Raw genomic sequence first — 24,955 nt, 5'->3', positions numbered from 1 at the left:
TGTAGCGCCGCGAGAAAGTGCCGATGTCCGTGACCGAAATGCCCACCCACCGTGAACCCCTGGCGATTGTGGGGATCGGCTGCCGTTTCCCCGGCGACGCCGACACCGCGAACAGGTTCTGGCGCCTGCTGCTCGACGAGGTCGACGCCACGGGTGATGTTCCGGCAACGCGGTGGAACGCCCAGCGATACCACGATCCCAATCCGGCGAAGATGGGCAAGGTGGTGACCCGCCGTGGTGGGTTCCTCTCCGAGATCGACCAGTTCGACCCCCAGTTCTTCGGCATCTCGCCGCGTGAGGCGCATTCGCTGGACCCGCAGCAGCGGCTCCTCCTCGAGGTCACCTGGGAGGCCTTCGAAGACGGCGGTATCCCCGTCGACCGGCTTGCCGGCACCGATGTGGGCGTCTTCATCGGCGGGTTCACCCTCGACTATCAGCTGATACAGAACCAGGGGCGGACCAGCCGATATCGGTTCAAGCCGCACTCGGCCACCGGCATGATGATGACGATGCTGGCCAATCGGCTGTCGCATGCCTTCGATTTCCGCGGCCCGAGCATGACCGTCGACACGGCGTGTTCGAGCTCGCTGGTCGCCGCACACCTGGCGGCCCAGAGCATCTGGAACGGTGAGTGCGATCTGGCCGTCGCCGGCGGAGTCAACATCATGGTGGGCCCGAACACCGCGATCGCCGAATCCCGCAGCGGTTTTCTCAGCCCGCAGGGGCGCAGCCGCGCGTTCGACGACGCCGCCGACGGCTATGCCCGCGGTGAGGGCGGCGCCGTGGTGATCATCAAACCGCTGCAGCAGGCACTGCGCGATGGTGACGACATCTACGCCCAGATCCTCGGCACGGCGGTCTCCCAGGATGGGCACACCGATGGCATCACGGTGCCCCGTGAGGATGCCCAGCGGGTGGCGATCAAGGCCGCCCTGCAGCGCGCCGAGCTGGATCCGGACCAGATCGGCTATGTCGAGGCGCACGGAACCGGTACCCCCCCGTCGGCGATCCGATCGAGATGCGGGCGTTGGCGCAGGCGCTCACCACGGACCGCCCGGCGAGCAGACCGCTGGTCATCGGTTCGGTCAAGACGAATATCGGCCACCTGGAGGCCGGGGCCGGTGTCGCCGGGTTGATCAAGGCCGCCATGGTGGTCAAACACGGATTCATCCCGGCCAATCTGCACCTGCAGAATCCGACCTCACACGTATCGCTCGCCGAGCTCAAGCTCGACATCCCGCCGACGGGCCGGCCCTTTCCGCCGGCGGCGCGCCGCATCGCTGGGGTGAACTCCTTCGGTTTCGGCGGCACCAATGCCCACGTCGTACTGGCCGAACCGCCGGCGCCGAGGACAACGTCCGCGGCGGTGAATCCGCTTCCATTGGCGGCGATCCCGATCTCGGCCCGCAGCGCCGATGCCCTTGCCGCCACCGCGGGCCGGTTGGCCGACCACCTGGAGGCGCACCCTGATATCGCGCTGGCCGATCTTGGCCACACGTTGGCCCGCCGACGCACCCATCTGAGCCACCGGCACACCGTCATCGCCGGCGATCTCGACGACGTCCGCGAGCAGTTGCGGGCGCTGGCCGACGGTGGTCACGTGGAGGCCGATCGGATCGGTTCGGACACCGCGAAACTGGCGTTCGTCTGCACCGGAATGGGGCCGCAGTGGTGGCGGATGTGCCGGGGGCTTCTCGACGTGGCTCCGGCGTTCACCGAGAGCATCCGCCGTACCGATCGTGAGCTGTCCCGGTACGCCGACTGGTCGCTGATCGAGGAACTGTGTCGTGACGAATCCGAGTCCCGGATGGCAGATACCGAGATCGCCCAGCCCGCCAACTTCGCCATCCAGGTGGCCCTTGCCGCGCAACTCGCCGAGTTCGGGATCGTTCCCGATGCCGTGATCGGCCACAGCGCAGGGGAAGTGGCCGCCCACCATCTGGCCGGACTGCTCACCTTCGAGCAGGCCGTCCGGGTGATCTATCACCGCAGCCGGCTGCAACAGCGCACCAGCGGGCAGGGGCGGATGCTCGCAGTGGGCTTGGATGCCGCAACCCTGATGACGACCATCGACCAGAAGATCGCCAACGAATTCGGCCATCGGGTGTCGATCGCGGCGATCAACAGTCCGACGGCGGTCACCGTCGCCGGCGACGTGGATGTACTGGAAGACATCGCCAGGCAACTCGATGAGGCCGATATCTTCAACAGGTATCTGGCCGTGCAGGTTCCGTACCATACCCACTATATGGACGCGGTGCGTGCCGATCTGCTCGATTCGCTGGCGGGACTGTCGGCCGGTCCGGCTCGCCTCCCGTTGTATTCCACGGTCACCGGCGAGCAGCTCGACGGATACGACGCCGGTGCCGCCTACTGGTGGCAGAACACCAGGGCGACGGTGCTTTTCGAGCCCGCGCTGCGGCGGATGCTCGATGATGGCTACACCCATTTCGTGGAACTCGGACCGCATCCGGTGCTGGCCGCCTCGATCCTGGAAACGGCCGGTGCGCAACGTATTTCGGTGACATCGACGCAACGCCGTGACCATGACGACATCCGCACCCTGCTGACCTGCCTCGGTGCGCTGCACAACGCCGGACACGAGGTGGCCTGGGATCGGGTCTATCCCGGCAGCCGATCCCCAGTGGTCGGCCTGCCGCACTATCCGTGGCAGAAGAAGCGGTACTGGTATGACAATTACGAGGTCGACGAGGCATTGTTCTATGCCCCGGTACACCCACTGCTCGGCCAGCCGGTACGCGGTGTGCACCCGAGCTGGGAGGTCGAGATCAGCACGGCCGAACACGGGTTCCTCGACGGACACCGCATCCAGGGCAGTGTGGTGGTGCCCGGCGCCGTGTACGTCGAGATGGCGCTGGCTGCGGGCAGGCAGACCTATGGATCCGAGCACAGCGTCGAGAATCTGGTGCTGCACCGCGCGGTGCTGCTGGATGACCGATGCGACCCCATCATCCGCACCACACTCAATCAGGACGACGGCACCATCGAATTCGCCTCGTTCACGGCCACCGGGGACGGCGATCTCAAGTGGGCGATCACCGCGACGGCCGAACTCGGCACGTGTCCCACGGCCACGTCCGCCCGCCCAGCCGGGGCCGGTCCGTCCAGCTCGATGGATGGCGAGGAGTTCTACCTTGGTACCCAGGCGATCGGTTTCGACTACGGCGGCGCCTTCCGCTCGGTGACCGCCGTTCGGGCCGGACATGATTGGGCCACCGCACAGTTGCGAGTCCCCGACGAGATCGCCGGAGAACTCGATGACTACCGATTCCATCCCGCCCTGATCGATGGGGCATTCCAGACCCTGTTCGGGGCGCCGTTTTCCGGCCAGGAGGAGAACGAGGACCCCTACTTGCCCACCCGGATACGGCACTGCGCCGTGTATGGGCCACCCACACCCAGCATGACCGTGCAGGTGCACGTCGTTTCGGCGACCAGGGATGCCGTCGAATGCGATATCACCATCACCGATGCCCACGATCGGGTACTCGCGGTCTTCGATGGATTCACCGTGCAATCGCTGAGTTCTTCATCGCGGATGTCGGTCGACCACATCGACAAGGGGCTCTATGAGCTGCACTGGTCGCCGGCTGACGATACGGAGGAGTCCGCACCCGCGGCGGCCGACGACGCGTGCTGGTTGGTGCTGGCCGACGGCGCGGGTGTAGGGGAGCGGGTCGCCGAGGCGCTGCGCTCGCACGGTCGTCGGGTGCGCTTGCTGCACCACGCGCCCGACGGAATCGACTGGGCGCCAATCCTCGACGAACACGTCTCCGACCTCGCCGGCATCGTCGATTGCTGGCCCATGGACATGGCCGACGGGGCACCGGACAATCTGGACGTCGGGCCGCTCAGCATCCTGCGGCTGGTCAAGACGCTGGCCGACCGCCCGATGCTCAAGCCGAAGATCTTCCTGGTCACCGCCAATGCTCAGGCGACCCCGGATACCGCGGTGTCCAACCTCGATCAGGCGAGCATCTGGGGTCTCGGCCGTGTCATCGGACATCAGGAGTTCCCGGATATCTGGGGCGGGCTCATCGATATCGACGCCGCCGATGACGCCGCGCAGACCGGGGCCCGGATAGCCGAGCATGTGCTCGGAAGCGCGACGGAGGACCAGATCGCGTTCCGCGGTACCACCACACTTGTTCTGCGCCTGCGGTTGTGCGCCGCGCTGACCAAACCGTTCCCGATGAAACTCTCCGCCGACGCGACCTACGTCGTCACCGGTGGTGCGGGTGCGCTCGGAAGGGTCGTCGCCGGATTCCTGGCCGAACGCGGTGCGCGGCACATCACCCTGATCGGACGGACCGCCCTACCGCCCCGGGATGAGTGGTCGGAACTGGCCGAAGACCATCCGCAGATCAAGGCCGTCAACGCATTCCGGCTGATCGAGCGCCTCGGCGCCCACATCGAGACTGTCAGTGCCGATATCACCGATGCCGACGAGATGAGCCGGTGGCTGGTCGGACATCTGCGCGGCGGCGGCCGGCCGGTGCGCGGCATCGTGCATGCAGCCGGGGTGGTGAATGACCAACTCATCGTCAACATGGGTGAGGACGACTACGCGCGGGTGCTGGCTCCGAAACTGACCGGCACCAGGGTGTTGCACGAGGTGTTCGCCGGGCACGAGCTGGATTTCTTCGTACTTTTCGGCTCGGCCGGATCGACCATCGCCGCGCCAGGGCAGGCCAATTATGCGGCCGCCAATGCCTTCCTCGACGCGTTCGCTCACCATCGGCGAGCCCAGGGCCTGCCTGCGCTGACCATCGGGTGGGGGCCATGGTCGGTGGGGATGGTCGAAGAACTCAAGCTGGAGAAGATCTATGCCCAGCGGGGGATCGAGCTGATCACTCCGGCGGTGGGTGCGCGGATCCTGGGGCGGCTGATCAGCCAGCGCATCCCCAGCGTGGTCGCCATCACCGCCGATTGGGATCGTGCCAGGCAGGCCGGCATGGGCGGGCGGTTGCCCACGATGTTCGCCGAGCTTGAATCGGCAGGCTCGGCCGTGGCCACCGATGGGGCGGGCTCGTCGATCCTCGACGTCCTCGCCGCTACTCCGGAGGCGCAGCGACGCAGCCTGATCGCCGAACAGGTACAGCGCGTGGTTGCCGACGTATTCGACTGTGCAATCACCGATATCCTTCCCGATGACATGCTCGACGACATGGGTCTGGACTCGATGATGGCCATGGACTTCCGGGTGCGCATCAATGCCGTGTTCTCCATCGACGTCCCGGTGCTGGAGATCCTTCGCGGCGTCAGCGTGAATTCGTTGTCCGACCGGATACTCGATGAGCTGCATGCGATCCACGGCGCGGTTCCGGTGGCCGAAAGCGATGCCGTCGAAACCGAAGCCGCCGAAGGCGAAAACACCGATGTGGACGATCTACTTGCCGACCTCTCCGACGAGGAGTTGCGCACCCTGCTGGCCGAGCTCGAAGCGGACGGGGAGTTGTCCGACGGAGAGGCGACCGCTCCGTGACCGTGGAGGTCCCCGATATGGCAGTGCATGTGCGTGGGCTGTCCAAGAGATACGGCGATCGGTGTGCGGTGCGGGATCTACAACTCGACGTGGAGTACGGCGAGGTGTTCGCGATCCTGGGCCCCAATGGTGCGGGCAAATCGACGACCATCGAGATCCTGGAGGGGAACCGGCGCCGCGATGCGGGGCAGGTGCTCGTCCTCGGTGAGGATCCCGGCACCGCAGGTCGGCACTGGCGGGCGCGCATCGGCATCGTGCTCCAGGAGGTCAGCGACGCCGGGATGCTGACGGTCGGTGAGACCGTCCGGATGTTCGCCAGTTGTTACGGTGCGGCGCGCCGGCCGCGGGATGTGCTCGGCCTCGTGGGCCTCGACGGTGCCGCCGATGCCAAGGTGAGAACGCTGTCGGGCGGGCAGCGGCGTCGACTCGATGTAGCACTGGGGATCGTCGGGTCACCGGAGCTGCTGTTCCTGGACGAACCGACCACCGGATTCGATCCGGAAGCACGCCAACAGTTCTGGGAGTTGATCAGACTGCTGTCCGCGGACGGGACGACGATCCTGATGACCACGCACTATCTGGAGGAGGCCGCGGCGCTCGCCGACAGGGTCGCGGTGGTGGCCGCGGGAACGGTCGTGGCGGTGGATTCGCCGACCCGCTTGACCGAACATGTCGATACCGCGGCGACGGTCCGCTGGTTCGACGGTGACATCGAGCGCATCGAGCGGACCGCGACGCCGACGGAGTTGATCGGCAGACTCGGTGCCGATGGGCGTGAGCTGACCGGCCTGACGGTGTCGCGGCCGACGCTGGAGGAGGCCTATCTGCAGTTGATCGGTCATTCATGAGCGCCGGCGTGCGGGCCCACCCGGTTCCCTCGGTGGCGCGCATCGGGTTCTCCCGGGTGCTGCCCGAGCTGAAGATGTTCTACCGCAGGCCCGAACAGCTGGTCCTGACGTTCTCGATGCCCGCGGTGATCTGTCTGCTGCTCGGGTCCATCTTCTCGGAGAAGCTGCCGGTCGGCGGCGTCAGCACGGGCTCGGTGATCGCGGCCAGCATGCTCGCCTACGGGATCCTGTCCACATCGTTCGTCAACCTGGGCATCAGCATCGCCGCCGACCGCGATACCGGCGCACTGCGGCGGCTCCGCGGCACACCGACCACGGCCACGTCGTATTTCATCGGCAAGATCATGCTGGTCCTCGTGGTCAGCCTGGCCGAGGCGATCCTGCTGCTCCTGGTGGGGGTGCTGGCCTTCGGGCTCAGGCTGCCCGCCGACCTGTTCGGCTGGTTCACGCTGGCCTGGGTGTTCCTGCTCGGGGTCATCAGTTGTTCGCTGCTCGGGGTGCTCATCAGCAATATCGCCGGCAATGCGGTCTCGGCTGCGGCGCTGACCAACGGGCCCGCCGTCGGCCTGCAGTTCGTGTCCGGCACCTACGTCCCGATCATGGCGCTGCCCACCTGGATGCTGGTCATCGGTTCGTTGTTTCCGGTGAAGTGGATGGCGCAGGGGTTTCGATCGGTGCTCCTGCCGCCAGAGCTCGCCGCGGTCGAGCCCGCCGGCAGCTGGGAACACTGGCGGATCTTCTTCGTCCTGACCGCGTGGTGTATCGGCGGTCTGATCGGTTGCCTGGCGGTGTTCCGATGGTCGGATCGAGGCTGACCGGCTTCAGAAGTGCTCGCGCATGAAGCCGAGGAACCGTCGGCCTGCCGGGGTCGCGGCGGTCGGCGACCACGCCAGCGCGATCTCGCGTTGATAGGTGGCGGGGCTCAGGGCGATCTCGGTGGTGCCCGGCGCAACCCGGCCGTCATGGGGTAGCAGGGCGATCCCGAGCCCGCGACCGATGAGCTCGCGCATGGTGGCGAACTCGGTGATCTCCAACGCCATTCGTGGCGTGAATCCGGCCGCCTGACACCAGTTCTCGGTCAGCTTGCGCAGGTTGTAGCTGGTGGGGTTGACGATGAATGTCTCGTCGCGAAGTTCGGAGAGCCGGATCCGACGCCGGTTGGCAAGCCGGTGGTCGGCCGGAAGCACGGCGTGAATCGGTTGTATGCCGATCACCGTGTGCTGCAAACGGTCCGGTGCCGGGATGAGCACGGCGGCATCGAGTTCTCCGGCACGGATGTCGGCCGCCAGCGCCGCACCGTGCGCCTGTTTGAGCTGTAGGCGGATTGCGGGCGCCCTGCGATGGAACTCGGCGATCAACGTGGGCAACCGACCCGATCCCATGGTCAGCGGAAACCCGAACCGGACGGTTCCGTGTTCGGCGTCCGCGTTGCCGATGACGGACTCGATCCCCGATTCCATGGCACGCAGCGGATCGCGGATTCGGTCCGCCAGCCGTATCGCGGCCGGGGTCAGCCGCACCGTCCGGCCATCCTGGATGACCAGGGGCACACCGAGTGACTTCTGCAATGCGTGAATCCGCCTGCTCATCGACGACTGTGGGATACCCAGTCGTTCGGCTGCGCGAGTCATGTGCCCGTCGCAGGCCACCAGCTCGTCGAGCGCCCGCAGGTGCGGTGCCAGCAGCCCCGACAATTGATCCATATACGGATGATATTGATCAGAACACTCATTGGACGGATCAATGCTTCCGGGACGATTCTCAGGTCATGACGACCGATGGCCATTGCACTCCAGTCGATGTCGCGCTCATCGGCGGCGGGATCATGTCCGCCACGCTGGGTGCGATGTTGGCGCTGTTACAACCGCACTGGCGGGTGACGGTGATCGAACGTGCCGACGCTCTCGCCACCGAGAGCAGTCATCCCTGGAACAACGCGGGCACCGGACACTCGGGATACTGCGAGCTCAACTACATGCCCGATCCCGCCGACGGCGCCACCCCGGCCGCCGTCGCCGCGCAGTTCGCGCTCTCCCGGCGATGGTGGGCTCACCTCGTCGAGACTGGTCTGCTCGATCCGGGTTTTGTCACCACCACCCCACACATGGATGTGGTCTTCGGTGACCGCGATATCGCCTATCTACGGCGTCGGTTCGACACACTGCGAGCGGTTCCGGCCTTCGCCGGTATGCGGTACTCGCAGGATCCCACGGTCATCGCCGGGTGGGCGCCGCTGGTCATGGCCGGCCGCGATCCTTCGCAGCGGGTGGCCGCCACCTGGCATCCCGCGGGCACCGATATCGATTTCGGAGTGCTCACCCGCCAACTGACGCGGCTGATCACCGGTGACACCTTGCTCGGCCATGAGGCCCGCACCGTGACACGGACGCCGAACGGCGGCTGGCGGATCGCCGGGCGGTGTGGCCGACAGCGATTCGAACTGGACGCCGACCGAGTGTTCATCGGTGCCGGCGGTCACACATTGACGCTGTTGCAACGCGCCGGACTACCCGAGATCCGCGGATACGGCGTGCTTCCGGTCGGCGCTGCCTTCCTGCGGTGCTCCGATCAGGAGATCGCGGCGCAGCACCATGCCAAGGTCTATGGTCAGGCGTCCCTCGGCGCACCGCCGATGTCGGTGCCACACCTCGATCGTCGGGTCGTCGACGGGGACGCCCACCTCATGTTCGGTCCGTACGCCACCTTCAGCACCCGACTGCTCACCAACGGTCGGGTCACCGACTTCTTCGGCACCGTCCGCCCGCACAACGCACGCGCACTGATCCGTGCGATCTCCGGTAATCGTGATCTCCTCGGATATCTGATCGGTCAGCTGCTGGCGTCGCGCGGACGCCGCTTCGAACAGCTGCGTCGCTACTATCCGCACGCCGATCCACGGGATTGGGAATGGATCACCGCCGGCCAGCGCGCCCAACTGATCGCACCGAACGGCGAGCTGCGCACCGGGACCGAACTGGTCGTCTCCGCCGACGGCACCATCGCGGGTCTCCTCGGCGCCTCGCCGGGGGCGTCGACAGCGGTGCCCATCATGATCGACCTGCTGCGACGGTGGTTTCCCGCGGAATGGAGCTCGTGGCGTCACCGCGCTGAGTTCGGGCTTCTGGCATCCTGAGGGAATGACGGATCCGCAGTCCTATCCGCAGTCGTCCGACCCCGGGAACTTCGGCCCGCCGCCGGGCTACCAGCCGCCCCAGTACCAGCCGAGCCAGTTCCCGCCGCCGTACCCCGGCGGATACCTGGGGCCGGGCGGCATGCCCGGCTACGATCCATCGGCTCCGTTCGGCAGGCACCCGGTCACCGGTGAACCGTTCTCGGACAAGTCCAAGACCATCGCCGGTCTGCTGCAGTTGCTCGGACTCTTCGGCCTGGTCGGGATCGGCCGCATCTACCTCGGGCAGACGGGCTTCGGCATCGCCCAGCTGATCGTCGGATTGGCGACCTGCGGTATCGGCGCCGTCATCTGGGGTCTCATCGACGCCATCTTGATCCTCACCGACAAGGTGCGCGATCCACACGGCCGACCCCTGCGTGATGGCACCTAGCACGGTCACCCTCGGGCGGGCGGGCGTCCTCGCCGCCGGACTCGGACTGGCCGGTGCGCTGACCTATATCGGCCTCGGCGACCCGCACCGGCCCGGTTTCTTCCCCGCCTGCCCGTTCAAGACGCTGACCGGTTTCCAATGCCCGGCGTGCGGTGGTCTGCGGATGACCCACGATGTCCTGCACGGTGATCTTGCCGCCGCCGTGGTCGACAACGTCTTCATGCTCGCCGGGATCCCGATGCTGCTGCTGTGGTTGGCGGTGCGCTGGCGGCAGGGACGCAGACTGATGCCACCCGCCGCGACGATCACCGTCGTGCTGGCCCTTGTTGCCTGGACGGTGGTGCGGAACTGGCCCGGCTTTCCGCTGGTACCGACGGTTTCCACCGGGTGGTGAACCCGCCGCGCTGATACACTGCCGATGCGGGCCGATGCAGTCCCTTCGATACGCCATGAAGACTGCGGAGGCATCCGGTTGCTGTTCTCAGCGCTCCCACCAGCTCAGGGTCTCTATGACCCGGACAACGAATCCGATTCCTGCGGCGTCGCCATGCTCGTCGACGTCGAGGGTCGTCGCTCCCACGAGATCGTCTCCGACGGGCTCACCGCCCTGGCGCACCTCGAGCACAGGGGTGCGGCCGGCGCCGAACCCAACAGTGGGGACGGCGCCGGGATCCTGATCCAGCTCCCGGTCGAATTACTCAGGGAGGTCGTCGATTTCGAGCTGCCCGGCGAGACGGCCGACGGGGCCAACAGCTTCGCCGCAGGCATCTGCTTCCTGCCGCGGGACCCAGCCCAACGCGCCGCGTCGCAGGGCCGCATCGAGCAGATCGCCGACGAGGAGGGTCTGCAGGTTCTCGGTTGGCGCACCGTCCCGATCGATCCCGACGGTGCCCAGATCGGCGCCACCGCACTCGGCTGCATGCCGCACATGGCACAGCTTTTCGTGGCGGCGCCCGCACGCTGCGGCGGTATCGACCTCGACCGGATGGTGTACCCGCTGCGCAAACGGTCCGAATCCGAGGATCTGGGCGTGTATTTCGCTTCACTGTCGAGCCGGACCATGGCCTACAAGGGCATGCTCACCACGATGCAGCTTCCGCTGTTCTTCCCGGACCTGCGTGACGAACGCTGTACGAGCGCCATCGCCATTGTGCACAGCCGGTTTTCGACCAACACGTTCCCGTCCTGGCCACTGGCACACCCCTTCCGGTTCGTGGCCCACAACGGTGAGATCAACACGGTGCGGGGAAATCGCAACCGCATGCATGCCCGCGAAGCGAAGCTCGGTGGCACCCTGATTCCCGGTGATCTGGACCGGCTTTCGCCCATCTGCACACCCGAGGCATCGGACTCGGCGTCCTTCGACCAAGTCCTCGAACTTCTGCATCTCGGTGGGCGCAGCCTGCCCCATGCGGTGCTGATGATGATCCCGGAGGCGTGGGAGAACAACACCGGGATGGATCCGGCGCGACGGGCCTTCTGGCAATACCACGCCTCGCTGATGGAGCCATGGGACGGACCGGCGTGCGTTACGTTCACCGACGGCACCGTCGTGGGCGCGGTGCTCGACCGCAACGGGCTGCGTCCCGGCCGGTGGTGGCGCACGATCGACAACCGGATCATCCTGGCCAGCGAGAGCGGTGTACTCGACATCCCCAGCGCGCGGGTGGTGGCCAAGGGCCGCCTGGAGCCGGGAAAGATGTTCCTCGTCGACACGGCACGGGGCGCCATCGTCACCGATGACGAGATCAAGGACGAGCTCGCCGCCGCGGAGGCGTACGACGAGTGGCTGCATGCCGGGCTGCTGGATATCAACACGCTGCCGAGCCGGGTGCGGGTCCAGCCCAACCACGATTCGGTGGTCCGCCGCCAGGTGGCGTTCGGCTACACCGAGGAGGAGCTGCGGCTGCTGCTCACCCCGATGGCCGCCACCGGCGCAGAACCTTTGGGCTCCATGGGCACCGACACCCCGCTGGCCGTGCTGTCCCAACGCTCGAAACTGCTCTACGACTATTTCGTCGAGCTTTTCGCCCAGGTGACCAACCCGCCGCTGGATGCCATCCGGGAGTCGGTGGTGACCTCCATGCGCCGCGTGATGGGCCCGGAACAGAATCTGCTCGAACCGACGGCCGCCTCATGTCGGCAGATCGCCTTGAGTTGGCCGGTGCTGGACAACGACGATCTGAACAGGATCGTGCACATCAACGATGACGGCGAACACCCCGGTCTGCGCACCGCAGTTCTGCGCGCTCTCTACGACGTCGAGCGCGGCGGTGAGGCGATGGCCGAGGCGCTCGACGAACTGCGCGCGCGTGCCTGCGATGCCATCGCCAAAGGCGCACGCACGCTGGTGCTGTCCGACCGCGATTCCGACCACACCCGGGCGCCGATCCCGTCGCTGCTGGCCGTCGCCGCGGTCCACCACCATCTGGTGCGCACCAAACAACGCACCAGTGTCGCCCTGGTGGTCGAGAGCGGTGATGCCAGGGAGGTCCACCACATCGCGTTGCTGATCGGTTTCGGAGCGGCCGCGGTCAACCCCTACCTGGCCTTCGAAACGATCGAAGACCTGATCCGCGAGGGCGAACTGACCGGTATCGACCCGGCCGCCGCGGTGCGCAACTACCTGACCGCGCTCGGCAAGGGTGTCATGAAGGTGATGAGCAAGATGGGCATCTCGACGGTGTCCTCCTACACCGGTGCCCAGGCCTTCGAGGCCATCGGGCTGGACCGTACCGTCATCGACGAGTACTTCACGGGCACACCGATGCAACTCGGCGGGGTCGGACTCGACGTGCTGGCCGAGGAGGTCAGATTCCGGCATCGCCGGGCGTACCCGGAGAATCCGACCGAGCGGGCGCACCGCAGACTGTCCGTCGGCGGTGAGTACCAGTTCCGGCGCGACGGCGAACTGCACCTTTTCACCCCGGAAGTCGTCTTCCTGCTTCAGCATTCGACCCGAACCGGCAGGCGCGACGTCTTCACCAGGTATTCCGAGGAGGTGAACCGGCTGGCCCGCGAGGGTGGTGCCCTGCGCGGCCTGTTCGAGTTCCGCCGCGGGAATCCGCTGCCGCTCGACGAGGTCGAACCCGTTGCCGATATCGTCGCCCGTTTCAACACCGGTGCTATGAGCTACGGCTCCATCTCCGCCGAGGCGCACGAGACGATGGCCGTGGCGATGAACACCCTCGGCGGTCGGTCGAATTCCGGTGAGGGCGGCGAGGATGTCGACCGGCTCTACGATCCAGCACGGCGCAGTGCGGTCAAACAGGTGGCCTCCGGTCGATTCGGGGTCACCAGCGACTACCTGGTGAATGCTACCGATATCCAGATCAAGATGGCCCAGGGGGCCAAACCCGGTGAGGGCGGCCAGCTTCCCGGCTACAAGGTGTACCCGAACATCGCCAAGACCCGGCACTCCACGCCGGGCGTCGGCCTGATCTCGCCTCCGCCGCATCACGACATCTACTCGATCGAGGATCTGGCCCAGCTCATCCACGATCTCAAGAACGCCAACGACACCGCCCGCATCCACGTCAAGCTTGTCAGCTCCGTCGGTGTCGGCACCGTGGCCGCCGGGGTGTCCAAGGCGCATGCCGACGTTGTGCTGATCTCCGGCTACGACGGCGGCACCGGTGCGGCCCCGCTCACCAGTCTCAAACACGCCGGCGCCCCGTGGGAGATCGGGCTGGCCGACACCCAGCAAACGCTGATACTCAACGGTTTACGTGACCGGATCACGGTCCAGTGCGACGGCGGCATGCGGACCGCACGCGATGTCATGGTGGCCGCGCTGCTCGGTGCCGAGGAGTACGGTTTCGCCACCGCGCCGCTGGTGGTTGCGGGTTGCATCATGATGCGGGTGTGCCATCTGGACACCTGCCCGGTGGGAGTGGCCACCCAGAACCCGGAGTTGCGTGCGCGATTCACCGGCAAACCGGAGTTCGTGCAGAACTTCTTCGAGTTCATCGCCGAGGACCTCCGGATGATGCTGGCCGAACTCGGTTTCCGCAGTCTCGACGAGGCGATCGGACGGGTCGATATGCTCGATACCGCGACCGGCGTCGCGCACTGGAAGAGTGCCGGACTGGACCTGAGCCCGATCTTCGCCGCCCCGGCCGACACCAACGGGGCCACCACCGCCCGGCGCAGGCTGCGCGACCAAGATCACGGGCTGGACAAGGCGCTGGATCAGACCCTCATCCAATTGGCCGAGGGCGCACTGGAGGATGCCCATCCGGTACGGCTGGAACTGCCGGTCCGCAATGTCAATCGCACGGTGGGCACGATGCTCGGCGCGGAGGTCACCCGCCGCTACGGTGCAACCGGTCTGCCCGATGACACCATCAAGGTCACGCTGACGGGGTCGGCCGGCCAGTCGCTGGGCGCGTTTCTGCCGCCCGGTATCACCATCGACCTCATCGGTGACGCGAACGATTATGTGGGCAAGGGGCTTTCGGGTGGAAAGGTCGTCGTGCGACCACCCGATGACGTGCTGTTCCTGCCCGAGGACAACGTCATCGCCGGCAACACGCTGCTGTTCGGCGCCACCTCGGGTGAGGTGTTCCTGCGCGGACGGGCGGGCGAGCGGTTCTGTGCGCGCAACTCCGGGGCGCTGGCCGTCGTCGAGGGTGTCGGTGACCATGCATGCGAATACATGACCGGCGGCCGCGTGGTCGTGCTCGGCGGCACCGGCCGCAACATGGCCGCCGGGATGTCCGGTGGTATCGCATACGTCCTGGGACTGGATCCGGCCAAGGTCAACACCGAGATGGTGGCGTTGCAGACGCTGGAGGCCGAAGATTTGAGCTGGCTACACGATGTGGTGAGCAGGCACGCGCTGGCCACCGGTTCCACGGTGGCTGGTTCGCTGCTGGCCGACTGGCCTCGGCGCAGCACCGGATTCACCAAGATCATGCCGATCGATTACGAGCGGGTGCTGCATGCCACCCGGCTGGCCCGTGCCGAGGGCCGTGATGTGGAAACCGCGATCATGGAGGCGAGCCGTGGCTGATCCCACCGGGTTTCTGCGCGTCGGGAAACACGAGGCCGTCAAGCGCCCCGTCGACGAACGAGTGGGGGACTGGCGTGAGGTCTACGAGAGCCGACCGCCGGCGGAACGGGCAGCCGAGGTGTCCCAACAGGCCCGGCGCTGTATGGATTGCGGTATCCCGTTCTGCCACTCGGGAACCGCGGGCTGCCCGCTGGGCAACCTGATCCCCGAGTGGAACGACCTGGTCCGGCGCGGACGCTGGGACGCGGCCAGCGACCGGCTGCACGCCACCAACAACTTCCCCGAGTTCACCGGTCGGCTGTGCCCCGCACCGTGCGAGGCGGCCTGCGTGTTGTCCATCGCCGAGACCGCCACCGGCGGCAGCGTCACCATCAAGCGCATCGAACAGACCATCGCCGATCACGCCTGGCTGACCGGTGCCGTGGTGCCGCAGCCTGCTGCCATATCCACCGGACGCAGTGTGGCCGTGGTCGGCTCGGGTCCGGCAGGTCTGGCGGCCGCCCAACAGCTGACCCGGGCCGGACACGAGGTGACCGTCTACGAACGCGATGACCGCATCGGCGGACTGATGCGCTACGGCATCCCCGAGTACAAGCTGGAGAAATCCGGTCTCGACCAGCGATTGGCCCAGATGCGCGCGGAGGGAACCAGATTCGTGACCGACTGTGAGGTCGGTGTCGATCTGTCGGTCGAGGCGTTGCGGGCACAGCACGACGCGATCGTGCTGGCGGTCGGTGCGCTGCAGGCCCGCGATACCGACGTGGCCGGCCGCGATCTCGCCGGGGTTCACCTGGCCATGGAGCATCTGGTCGCGGCGAACAAGGAGTGTGAGGGGGACCGAGCCGCCGAACCGACGGCCGCCGGCAAGCGTGTGGTCATCATCGGCGGCGGTGACACCGGCGCGGACTGTCTGGGTACCGCGCACCGGCAGGGTGCGGTCTCGGTGACCCAGCTCGACTACAACCCCGAACCGCCGCGGACCCGTGACGAGGATCGCTCGCCGTGGCCGACCTGGCCGCTGGTGCTGCGGACCTCGCCCGCGCACGCCGAGGGTGGGGAACGCCGGTTCGAGGTCGCTGTGCAGCGTTTTGTCGGTGACGAGCAGGGGGCGCTGCGCGCGGTGCAGATCGCCGAGGTGCGGGTGCAACGTGACGGCGACGGTCGCCGCCACATCGTCCCGGTAGGCGATCCGTTCGAGATCCCCTGTGAGCTGGCGCTGCTGGCCATCGGTTTCGAGGGTGTCGAGCAGATGCCGCTGTTGGCGGGTCTCGGGCTCACCACGAACGGGCGCGGCGCGCTGCCCTGCGGATCGGACTGGCAGACCGAGGAGCCCGGGGTGTTCGTCTGCGGCGACGCCCACCGCGGCGCCTCGCTGATCGTGTGGGCCATCGCCGAGGGGCGTAGCGCCGCGCGCGCGGTCGACCTGTACCTGATGGGCGAGTCCGAGTTGCCCGCACCGGTGCGGCCCGGGTCACTGCCGCTGGCCGCCGTCTGACACTCCGGTCTGACACTCCGGTCTGAATGGTCATCTGAATCGATCAACGAGTAAGCTCCCCAGCGTGAATAGACGCGGAAAAATCGTCTGTACCCTCGGCCCCGCCACCGCCACCGACGAGTCCGTGCGTGACCTCGTAGAGGCAGGCATGGATGTGGCGCGGCTGAATTTCAGCCATGGTGACCACGCCGACCACGAAGAGTCCTACCGCCGGGTCCGGGCCGCCTCCGACTACACCGGACGCGCCGTCGGCATCCTGGCCGACCTGCAGGGACCCAAGATCCGGCTGGGGCGGTTCGCCACCGGCGCCACGTTGTGGCAGGCCGGCGAGACGGTGCGCATCACCGTCGACGACTTCATGGGCACCCATGACCGGGTGTCCACCACCTACAAGCAACTGGCCGTGGATGCGGCACCCGGCGACCGCTTGCTCGTCGACGACGGCAACGTCGGACTGGTCGTCGAGCACATCGACGGGAACGACGTGGTCTGCCAGGTGACCGAAGGCGGTCGGGTCAGCAACAACAAGGGCCTCTCGCTGCCCGGCATGAACGTCTCGGTGCCTGCGCTCTCGGAGAAGGACATCGCCGACCTGGAGTTCGCGCTGCGCCTCGGTGTCGACCTGGTGGCGCTGTCGTTCGTGCGCTCACCGGCCGATATCGAGTTGGTGCACGAGGTGATGGACCGAGTCGGTCGCCGGGTGCCCGTCATCGCCAAGCTCGAGAAGCCCGAGGCCATCGAGAACCTCGAGGCGATCGTGCTGGCCTTCGACGCCATCATGGTGGCCCGTGGTGACCTCGGTGTCGAATTGCCCCTGGAAGAGGTCCCGCTGGTGCAGAAGCGGGCCATCCAGATGGCCCGCGAGAACGCCAAGCCCGTCATCGTCGCCACCCAGATGCTGGAGTCGATGATCGAGAACTCCCGGCCCACCCGGGCCGAGGCCTCCGACGTCGCCAACGCGGTGCTCGACGGCGCCGACGCGGTGATGCTCTCCGGTGAGACCTCCGTCGGCAAATACGCCCTTGAGGCGGTGCGCACGATGGCGCGCATCGTGAAGGCCGTCGAGTCGAACTCCACCGAGGCGCCGCCGCTGACCCACGTGCCGCGCACCAAGCGCGGTGTCATCTCCTACGCCGCCCGCGATATCGGCGAGCGGCTGGAGGCCAAGGCGCTGGTGGCGTTCACCCAGTCCGGTGACACCGTCCGCAGGCTCGCCCGGCTGCACACGCCGCTGCCGCTGCTCGCCTTCACCGCGCTGCCAGAGGTGCGCAGCCAGCTGGCGCTGACCTGGGGGACCGAGACCTTCATCGTCCCGCACATGCAGACCACCGATGGCATGATCCGTCAGGTCGACCAGGCGCTGCTGGACCTGGGCCGCTACAAGCGTGGCGACCTGGTGGTCATCGTCGCGGGTGCTCCTCCGGGCACAGTAGGCTCGACCAACCTGATCCACGTGCACCGGATCGGTGAGGACGACCACTAGGGGAGCGACTTGTCGGCGGAACATCTCGAGGAACTGCTGACGGTTCTGACGCTCCGCCCGGATGGTGAGGATGCGTTCACAGGAACGCACCCGAGCCGCAACCCGATCCGGACGTTCGGCGGGCAGATGATGGCCCAGGCCTTCGTCGCCGCCTGCCGCACGGTGTCGCCGAAGCTGCCGCCCAGCACGCTGTCGATGCATTTCATCGCAGGCGGTGATCCCACGAAAGACCTGCATTTCCAGGTTGTTCGGCTACGCGACGAGCGCCGGTTCGCCAACCGGCGTGTCGATGTCACCCAGGACGGCGTGCTCCTCGGTACCGCGTTGGTCTCACATCTGGCGGGCGGACGCGGGCTTGAGCACAACGTGCCCGTTCCACAGGTGCCACATCCCGACGGATTACCGACCATCGAGGAACTGCTCGTCGGTTACGAAGAAACCGTGCCGTTGTTCGTCGAGGCGCTCAAGCCCATCCAATGGCGTTACACCAACGACCCGGCCTGGGTGATGCGGGACAAGGGCGGACGGCTGGAGCACAACCGGGTCTGGATGACCGCCGACGCTCCGATGCCCGAGGACCCGGTGCTGCACGCCGCGGCGCTGGTCTACTCCTCGGACACCACGGTGCTGGACTCGATCATCACCACCCACGGTCTGTCGTGGGGTTTCGACCGGATCTTCGCCGTCACGATGAATCATTCGGTGTGGTTCCACCGGCCGATCAGCTTCGACGACTGGGTGCTCTATGCCACATCGTCACCGGTGGCGGCAGACTCCCGCGGCCTGAGCACCGGACACTTCTTCGACACGGACGGACGGGTACTGGCGACCGTCGTGCAGGAGGGCATCGTCAAGCATTTCCCCGGCACGGGTTAGCCGCCGGCCGTTCCCAGGCCGGAGATGTGCTCGATGCGGTCCTGAAACTCGTTCTCGCACTTCTGTTGTGCGGCCGGGTCCAGCGATGTGCCCGATTGGCCGATCGCCTTCTCCATGCAGCTGAGGTAATCGCCGACCCCGGCGTCGCCGAGAAATCCCGACCATACCGGGACGGCCGCGATGCCGACGACCACCGCGAGCGCGCCCAGAGCCATCCCCGCGGTGGCGATGGGGCCGTTGTCGGCCTCGCCACGACGCGCGCGGCCGCGGCCGGTGATGCCGAGGACCGCCGCGATGATGCCGCCGATCACCCCGCCGATGACACTCCACGAGAACACCAGTGCGGCCACCGCCACCACCAGCGCCCCGGTGCCCGCCCCGTTGCGGGGTCCGGCAGGCGGGGCCGGGTACGGCGGCGGTGCCGCAGCGGGCTGGTAGCTCATGGACGGCAACGTTACCCGGCAGGTTGCGGCATCCGGATCGTCGGGCAGGCGAGGTGCTCGGGAAGGTGATGGGTGGCCACCACGACGGCGCGACGCGCGGCGAACATGCCGTCGGGGGTGAGGATCTCGGTGAGGAGGCGGTCACTGTCGGCGGCGTCGAGATGTTCGGTGGGTTCGTCGAGCAGAACGATCGGAAAATCGGTGATCAGCGCCCGCGCCAGCAGCAGGCGCCGGCGTTGGCCTGCCGATACCGCAGCCGCACCTCCGGTCAGGATGGTGTCCAGCCCATCCGGCAACCCGGCCAGCCAGTGCCCGAGCCCGACCTCGCCGAGGGCAGCGGTCAGGTCGGCATCGGTGGCATCACCGCGGCCGACCAGTAGGTTGTCGCGCACGGTGGTGTCGAACAGGTGCGCGTCCTCGGCGAAGAATGCTGCGGTGACCGGGCTTTCGGGATAGTTCGCGGCGATCGCCATGAGCATGGTGGTCTTGCCGCTACCACTGGGGCCGACGACGGCGATCCGCTCACCGGGTGCCGGCGCGATGGCCGGGACGGCGGGCCGGACCCGGCCGGTGGGATCGACAGCGGTCAGCTCGGCCAGCTGCCGTGCGGCCAGTGTGGAGCGCACCCATTGCGCGGCGGCCGCCGGCAGTGCGCTGGTGGCCTCGAATGCCGAGAGCGGGAGCAACATCAGGACGGCCAGTGCCGTCGGTGCGGTGTGGTCGGCGAGCAGGATGCCGATGATCACCGACCCGACTACCGACACGCCGATCGCTGCGGTGGACATCGCGGCCGCGGCCGCTGCCGGTGTGGCCGCGGCGTCGGTGGCGGCACCGAAGTCTCGGTGTGCGCGTTCGGATTCGGTGATGACCCCGGCCAGTCGGCCCGCCACGCGGAGCTCGTCGGCGTGCTCGAGGGCGACCAGGGTGGCGGTGTCGCGCGTGCCGTGATGCCTCGCGGCCAACAGCTCGGTCGCCGCGGCCGCCCGCCCGGCCAGTACGGGTGCCAGCACGCCTGCGACGAGCAGGCAGGCGGCCAGTATCAGCGCCGCTGCCGGAGAGATCGCCGCGATGACGCCCACGGCGGCCACAGACAGCACGGCGGCCACGCATATCGGCAGTACCGACCGCACCAGCACATCGGCCAGTTCGTCGACCGAGTTACCGACCCTGGCCACCAGCTCGCCGCCGGCCATCCGCAGTGCCGATTCCGGTGGTGCGGCGACCAGGCGGCGGTACAGGCCGACCCTGGCATTGCCCGCGGCGCGCAGCGCGGCGTCGTGGATGGCCAGCCGTTCGCAATAGCTGAAGATCCCGCGCGAGATTCCCAGCGCGCGGACGGCCACCACGGCCACGGTCAGATCCAGTACCGGCGGCATCTGCCAGGCCCGTGTGATCAACCAGGCGGCCACGGCGGCAAGGGCCAGTGCGCTGCCCAGCGCCAGCGTGCCGAACAGCACCGCCAACACCAGCCGGGGGAGCCTGGGACGCAGCAGCGCGATGACCTCACGGATGGACACCGACGGCACCTCCCAACGGTACGATCCGGTCGGCGATGCCCAGCACCGGAGCGCGGTGACCCACCACCACGACGGTGCATCCGGCCTGTGCCCTGGTCCGAATGGATTCCAGGACAATCATTTCGGCGTCGGCGTCCAGATGTGCGGTCGGCTCGTCGAGCAGCAGCACCGGGGCGCAGGAGCCCAGCGCGCGCGCCAGCCCCAGCCGTTGTCGCTGCCCGAGCGACAATCCTGCGCCGTCCCTGCCGATCACGGTGTCGAGTCCGTCGGGGAGTGTCGCCAGCACCGAATCGAAATCCGATGCTCGGCATGCGGCGTCGAGGTCGACGAGCGGTCCGAACAGTTCCAGGTTGGCCCGGATGGTGCCGGGTAGCAAGGCGGGTCGTTGCGGTAGCCAGGCCACGCGGGTCCACCACTGTTCCCGATCGATCTCGGCCAGATCGGTGCCGTCGATGAGAATCTGTCCGGCGTCGGGTTCCAACAGACCCAGGATCGCCTGCAGGGTGGTGCTTTTGCCGGCGCCGTTGGGTCCGGTGAGCACGGTGACCGCACCGGGCCGCAGCGATTCGGACAGGCCGTCCGGGGCGGCACCGTCGCGACCGCGCACCGTCAGACCGCGCAGGTCGATCTCGATGTGTTCCCCGGTGACATGCTGTGTTCCGTTCGGCCTGCTCGAGTGTGTCTGGAGCAGGTTCAGCGCGGCATCGGCGGCGGTCTTGCCGTCCTGGGCGGCGTGGAACTGCACTCCGACGCGGCGCAGCGGCCAGAAGACCTCGGGGGCCAGCAGCAGCGCGGTCAGCGCCGCCACCAATGTCATATCACCGAACACCAGGCGCAGGCCCACATTGACGGCCACCAGTGCGACCCCAAGGGTGGCGATGAGTTCCAGCACGGCCGCCGACAGGAAGGCGATGCGCAGCGTCTGCATCGCCGAGCGCCGGTGCGCGGCGGCCAGGGTGGCGATACGGTCGGCGGGTCCACCGGCGCGGCCCAGGGCGCGCAGGGTGGGAATGCCGGCGACCAGGTCCAGCAATCGTGATTGCAGTGTCGTCATCGCGGCCAGGGCGGCCGCCGAGCGATCGGCGGTGAGCTTACCGATGAGCACCATGAACAGCGGGATGAGCGGCAGGGCGATCGCCACCACCGCGGCGGCCTGCCAGTCCGCGACGGCGATGACGATAACCGTTGCGGGGGTGAGGATTCCGGCGAGCGCCACGGTGGGTAGGTAGCCGGTGAAGTACGGCCGCAGACCGTCTAGGCCGCGGGTCACCACCACGGTCGCCTCGTCGAGCACCTGCTGCCTGCGCTGCGGGTTCATCTCGGTCACCGTGTGCAGCACCCGCGCCGACAGGTCGCCGATCGCCGTCGTGGCGGCGCGCTGGCTCAGCCGCGCCTGCAGCCATTGGGCCAGCACCCGGATCACCCAGACGGCGGCCAGTGCCCCCAACTGCAGGCGCCAGTGCGCCAGGCTGCGGGTGGCCGGTTCGGTGATGACACCGGCCACGAGGTGGGCCAGGATCCAGGCGGCGGCGATGGTGGCCGCCGCGATCACCGTGCCGTAGGCCACCATTGCCGCGATGTAGCGGCGCATGCCCGAGTTGGTCGACCACAGCGCCGCGGGCAGGCCCGGTGCGGTCGAACTCACGGTATGCGCGGCGAGAGCCCGGCCGGGTCGGGAATCCGCTCAGCCGAGATGCGTTGCCGGAAGACCCAATACGTCCAGCCCTGATAGATCAGCACGAGCGGGGTCACCAACACCGCCGCCCAGGTCATGATGGTCAGGGTGTACGGCGAGGACGATGCGTTCTCGATGGTCAGGCTCCACGCCGGATCCAGCGTCGACGGGATCAGGTTGGGGAACAGGCTGCCGAAGATCAACACCACCACGGCCATCACCACGGCGGTGGTCAATGCGAACGACCAGCCGTCGCCGCCGTCGCTGAGCACCAGCATCACCACGCTGAGCTGACAGACCACCGCGGCGCCGAGCACCAACCAGGTCCAGTCGGTGCCGTAGGACAGCTGAGTCCACAACCCGAAGGTGGCCAGTACCACCGTGACCGGGATGGCCAACCTGGCAGCGAAACGCCGGGCGTCCGCCCGCACCGCGCCCTCGGTCTTCAGGGTGATGAACACCGCCCCGTGCAGCAGGAACAGCCCGCAGGTCGATAACCCGCCGAGCAGGGTGTAGGGGTTGAGGATATCGGCGAAGCCCAGGTCGATCTGGTGGTCGGCATCGACCGGCAGGCCGCGCACCAGTGCCGCGAAGGCGACACCCCATAGCACGGCGGGCACCCAGGAACCGACGGCGATCCCGATATCGGCCCAGCGTCGCCACTGCGGATCGTCGACCTTGCCCCGCCATTCGATGGCGCAGATGCGCACGATCATCGAGAGCAGGATGGCCAGCAGCGGCAGGTAGAGCCCGGAGAACATGGTCGCGTACATCCCCGGGAAGGCCGCGAACATCGCACCGCCCGCGGTGATCAGCCATACCTCGTTACCGTCCCAGACCGGGCCGATGGTGTTCAGTACCGCGCGACGATGTTTGTCGGGGTCGCCACCGACCCGTCGCGCACTACGTCCCAGCGGCGCCATCAGCATGCCGACGCCGAAGTCGAAGCCCTCCAGCACCAGGAAACCTGTGAAAAGGACTGCCAGAGTGATGAACCAGAAGATCTGAAGGTCCATGGCCCGCCTCCTAATACGCGAACGAGAGTGGCTTGACCTCGTCCTCGCCGGGTGGTGTCGGCGGGATGGGTTCGGTGTCGTGTTCCAATGGCCCCTCGACGACATAGCGGCGGATCAGCCAGAACCAGATCACCGCGAGCACCGCATAGATCGCCGTGAAGACGATCAGCGAGGTCAGTACGGTGGCCACCGAATGGTGTGAGACCCCCTGCGACACGGTCAGTCGCAATACCGGATCACCGGTCGGATTGGGCGCGACCACCCACGGCTGTCGACCCATCTCGGTGAAGATCCACCCGGCGCTGTTGGCCAGGAACGGAGTGGGCAGGGTGAGCAATGCGAACGTGCCGAACCAGCGTTGCCGGGGGACCCGTCCGCTACGGGTGAGCCACAACGCGGTGAGCGCAAACAGCATCGGGACCGCGAGGAAACCGATCATGGCGCGGAAGGACCAGTAGGTGACGAACAGATTGGGCCGGTAGTCACCGGGTCCGAACTTCTGCTCGTAGGAAGCCTGCAGATCCTGCACGCCCTGCAGTTCCACGCCGCTGAACTTGCCCTCGGCGAGGAACGGAAGGACGTAGGGCACCTCGATCAGGTGGACGACGCTGTCACAGTTGTTGTGGGTCCCGACGGTGAGGACGGAGAAGTTCGGGTCGGTTTCGGTGTGGCACAACGATTCCGCCGAGGCCATCTTCATGGGTTGCTGCTGGAACATCAACTTGCCCTGGACATCACCGGTGTAGGTGAGCGCGGCCGCGGAGGCGAATGCGATCAGGCAGCCCAGGATCGCGGCGGGGCGATGCATGGTTCGTGCGTCGGGGCCGTCGGGATCACGCACCATCCACCAGGCGCACACCCCCGCGACGAAGGTGCCTGCGACCAGGAACGCACCGGCGACGGCGTGCGGGAACGCCGCGAGCGCGGTGTTGTTGGTGAACAGCTCGGTGATGCTGGTCAGTTCGGCGCGGCCGGTCTCGGGGTTGTAGCGCGCCCCGACCGGATGCTGCATGAACGAGTTCGCGGCGATGATGAAGTAGGCGGAGGCATTGACCGCGAAGGCGACGATCCAGATGCACGCCAGGTGCACGAGCTTGGGCAGTCTGGTCCAGCCGAAGATCCACAGTCCCAGGAACGTCGATTCGAAGAAGAAGGCGACCAGCCCCTCCATCGCCAGCGGGGCGCCGAAGACGTCACCGACGAATCGGGAGTACTCGCTCCAGTTCATCCCGAACTGGAATTCCTGGACGATGCCGGTGGCCACGCCGAGGGCGAAGTTGATCAGGAAGAGCTTGCCGAAGAATCGGGTGAGTCGATACCACGCGGTGTTGTCGGTGAGCACCCAGATGGTCTGGAACACCGCGATCAGCGGCGCAAGGCCGATGGTGAGCGGCACGAAGATGAAGTGATAGACGGTGGTGATCCCGAACTGCCACCGTGCGACGTCGAGCGCTTCCATGGGCACCAACTTCTCGGCTGTGGGTCGAGCTCCCTTGCTCGACTACGACAGAGTGTAGTA

General features: G+C 67.2%; 17 protein-coding genes. 11 read left to right on the top strand and 6 right to left on the bottom strand.

What is annotated here, in order from left to right; genetic code table 11:
• Window positions 1–23 precede the first annotated feature (23 nt).
• The 4 genes from PGN27_RS04440 to PGN27_RS04425 are packed head-to-tail and all read left to right on the top strand — an operon-like array spanning window position 24 to window position 7,169.
• Entirely contained in the window at window positions 24–1,136 is a 1,113-nt protein-coding gene (locus PGN27_RS04440) for a beta-ketoacyl [acyl carrier protein] synthase domain-containing protein (RefSeq protein ID WP_335325003.1), read from the top strand.
• Window positions 1,019–5,506: an acyltransferase domain-containing protein gene (locus tag PGN27_RS04435; protein WP_335325002.1), complete on the top strand. Its 4,488-nt coding sequence runs from the start codon at window positions 1,019–1,021 to the stop codon at window positions 5,504–5,506. Before PGN27_RS04440 ends, PGN27_RS04435 begins: the two co-directional genes overlap by 118 nt.
• A 17-nt stretch (window positions 5,507–5,523) precedes the next feature.
• Window positions 5,524–6,354 carry an ABC transporter ATP-binding protein gene (locus tag PGN27_RS04430; RefSeq protein WP_335325229.1) on the top strand — a complete coding sequence of 277 codons (831 nt, stop codon included), beginning with the start codon at window positions 5,524–5,526 and terminating at the stop codon, window positions 6,352–6,354.
• Window positions 6,351–7,169, top strand: a complete 819-nt coding sequence (locus PGN27_RS04425) for an ABC transporter permease (RefSeq protein WP_335325001.1) — start codon at window positions 6,351–6,353, stop codon at window positions 7,167–7,169. Before PGN27_RS04430 ends, PGN27_RS04425 begins: the two co-directional genes overlap by 4 nt.
• Window positions 7,170–7,175: 6 nt before the next feature.
• Here PGN27_RS04425 and PGN27_RS04420 read toward each other — a convergent pair whose 3' ends face one another.
• Window positions 7,176–8,057, bottom strand: coding sequence for a LysR family transcriptional regulator (locus PGN27_RS04420; protein WP_335325000.1), 882 nt, complete (start codon window positions 8,055–8,057; stop codon window positions 7,176–7,178).
• 65 nt (window positions 8,058–8,122) lie between these two features.
• Between PGN27_RS04420 and PGN27_RS04415 the strand changes: the two genes are divergently transcribed.
• The 7 genes from PGN27_RS04415 (at window position 8,123) to PGN27_RS04385 (ending at window position 18,785) form a co-directional block, all read left to right on the top strand.
• Window positions 8,123–9,487 (top strand): malate:quinone oxidoreductase, encoded by a 1,365-nt coding sequence (locus PGN27_RS04415; RefSeq protein ID WP_335324999.1) that lies wholly within the window; start codon window positions 8,123–8,125, stop codon window positions 9,485–9,487.
• Window positions 9,488–9,491: 4 nt separating this feature from the next.
• Window positions 9,492–9,917, top strand: coding sequence for an NINE protein (locus PGN27_RS04410; RefSeq protein ID WP_335324998.1), 426 nt, complete (start codon window positions 9,492–9,494; stop codon window positions 9,915–9,917).
• Entirely contained in the window at window positions 9,907–10,311 is a 405-nt protein-coding gene (locus PGN27_RS04405; RefSeq protein WP_335324997.1) for a DUF2752 domain-containing protein, read from the top strand. The genes PGN27_RS04410 and PGN27_RS04405 overlap by 11 nt, the downstream gene beginning before the upstream one ends.
• 78 nt (window positions 10,312–10,389) lie before the next feature.
• Window positions 10,390–14,931 carry a glutamate synthase large subunit gene (gltB, locus tag PGN27_RS04400; protein ID WP_335324996.1) on the top strand — a complete coding sequence of 1,514 codons (4,542 nt, stop codon included), beginning with the start codon at window positions 10,390–10,392 and terminating at the stop codon, window positions 14,929–14,931.
• A complete protein-coding gene (locus PGN27_RS04395) occupies window positions 14,924–16,426 on the top strand; it encodes a glutamate synthase subunit beta (protein WP_335324995.1) in 1,503 nt (500 codons plus the stop codon). Before gltB ends, PGN27_RS04395 begins: the two co-directional genes overlap by 8 nt.
• Window positions 16,427–16,490: 64 nt before the next feature.
• Window positions 16,491–17,909, top strand: a complete 1,419-nt coding sequence (gene pyk / locus PGN27_RS04390; protein ID WP_030136370.1) for a pyruvate kinase — start codon at window positions 16,491–16,493, stop codon at window positions 17,907–17,909.
• 9 nt (window positions 17,910–17,918) lie between these two features.
• Window positions 17,919–18,785 carry an acyl-CoA thioesterase II gene (locus PGN27_RS04385; RefSeq protein ID WP_335324994.1) on the top strand — a complete coding sequence of 289 codons (867 nt, stop codon included), beginning with the start codon at window positions 17,919–17,921 and terminating at the stop codon, window positions 18,783–18,785.
• Here PGN27_RS04385 and PGN27_RS04380 read toward each other — a convergent pair.
• From PGN27_RS04380 to PGN27_RS04360, 5 genes are read right to left on the bottom strand one after another with little or no spacing between them, the layout of a single operon-like run.
• Window positions 18,782–19,228 carry a DUF4190 domain-containing protein gene (locus PGN27_RS04380; protein WP_335324993.1) on the bottom strand — a complete coding sequence of 149 codons (447 nt, stop codon included), beginning with the start codon at window positions 19,226–19,228 and terminating at the stop codon, window positions 18,782–18,784. The two genes, PGN27_RS04385 and PGN27_RS04380, sit on opposite strands and share 4 nt — an antisense overlap.
• Before the next feature lie 11 nt (window positions 19,229–19,239).
• On the bottom strand, window positions 19,240–20,754 hold the full coding sequence (locus PGN27_RS04375) for an ATP-binding cassette domain-containing protein (RefSeq protein ID WP_335324992.1): 1,515 nt from the start codon (window positions 20,752–20,754) through the stop codon (window positions 19,240–19,242).
• Complete coding sequence (gene cydD / locus PGN27_RS04370; protein ID WP_335325228.1) at window positions 20,732–22,336, bottom strand: thiol reductant ABC exporter subunit CydD; 1,605 nt, start codon at window positions 22,334–22,336, stop codon at window positions 20,732–20,734. Before cydD ends, PGN27_RS04375 begins: the two co-directional genes overlap by 23 nt.
• Window positions 22,337–22,386: 50 nt before the next feature.
• A complete protein-coding gene (gene cydB / locus PGN27_RS04365) occupies window positions 22,387–23,436 on the bottom strand; it encodes a cytochrome d ubiquinol oxidase subunit II (protein WP_335324991.1) in 1,050 nt (349 codons plus the stop codon).
• Window positions 23,437–23,446: 10 nt separating this feature from the next.
• The gene (locus tag PGN27_RS04360) at window positions 23,447–24,895 is read right to left on the bottom strand and encodes a cytochrome ubiquinol oxidase subunit I (protein WP_335324990.1); all 1,449 of its coding nucleotides are present in this window, start codon (window positions 24,893–24,895) and stop codon (window positions 23,447–23,449) included.
• Between the last annotated feature and the right edge of the window lie 60 nt (window positions 24,896–24,955).

Origin of the sequence: Mycolicibacterium neoaurum (assembly GCF_036946495.1) — a bacterium.
Classification (GTDB): Bacteria; Actinomycetota; Actinomycetes; order Mycobacteriales; family Mycobacteriaceae; genus Mycobacterium; species Mycobacterium neoaurum_B.
This window is presented reverse-complemented; position numbering and strand designations above follow the sequence as displayed.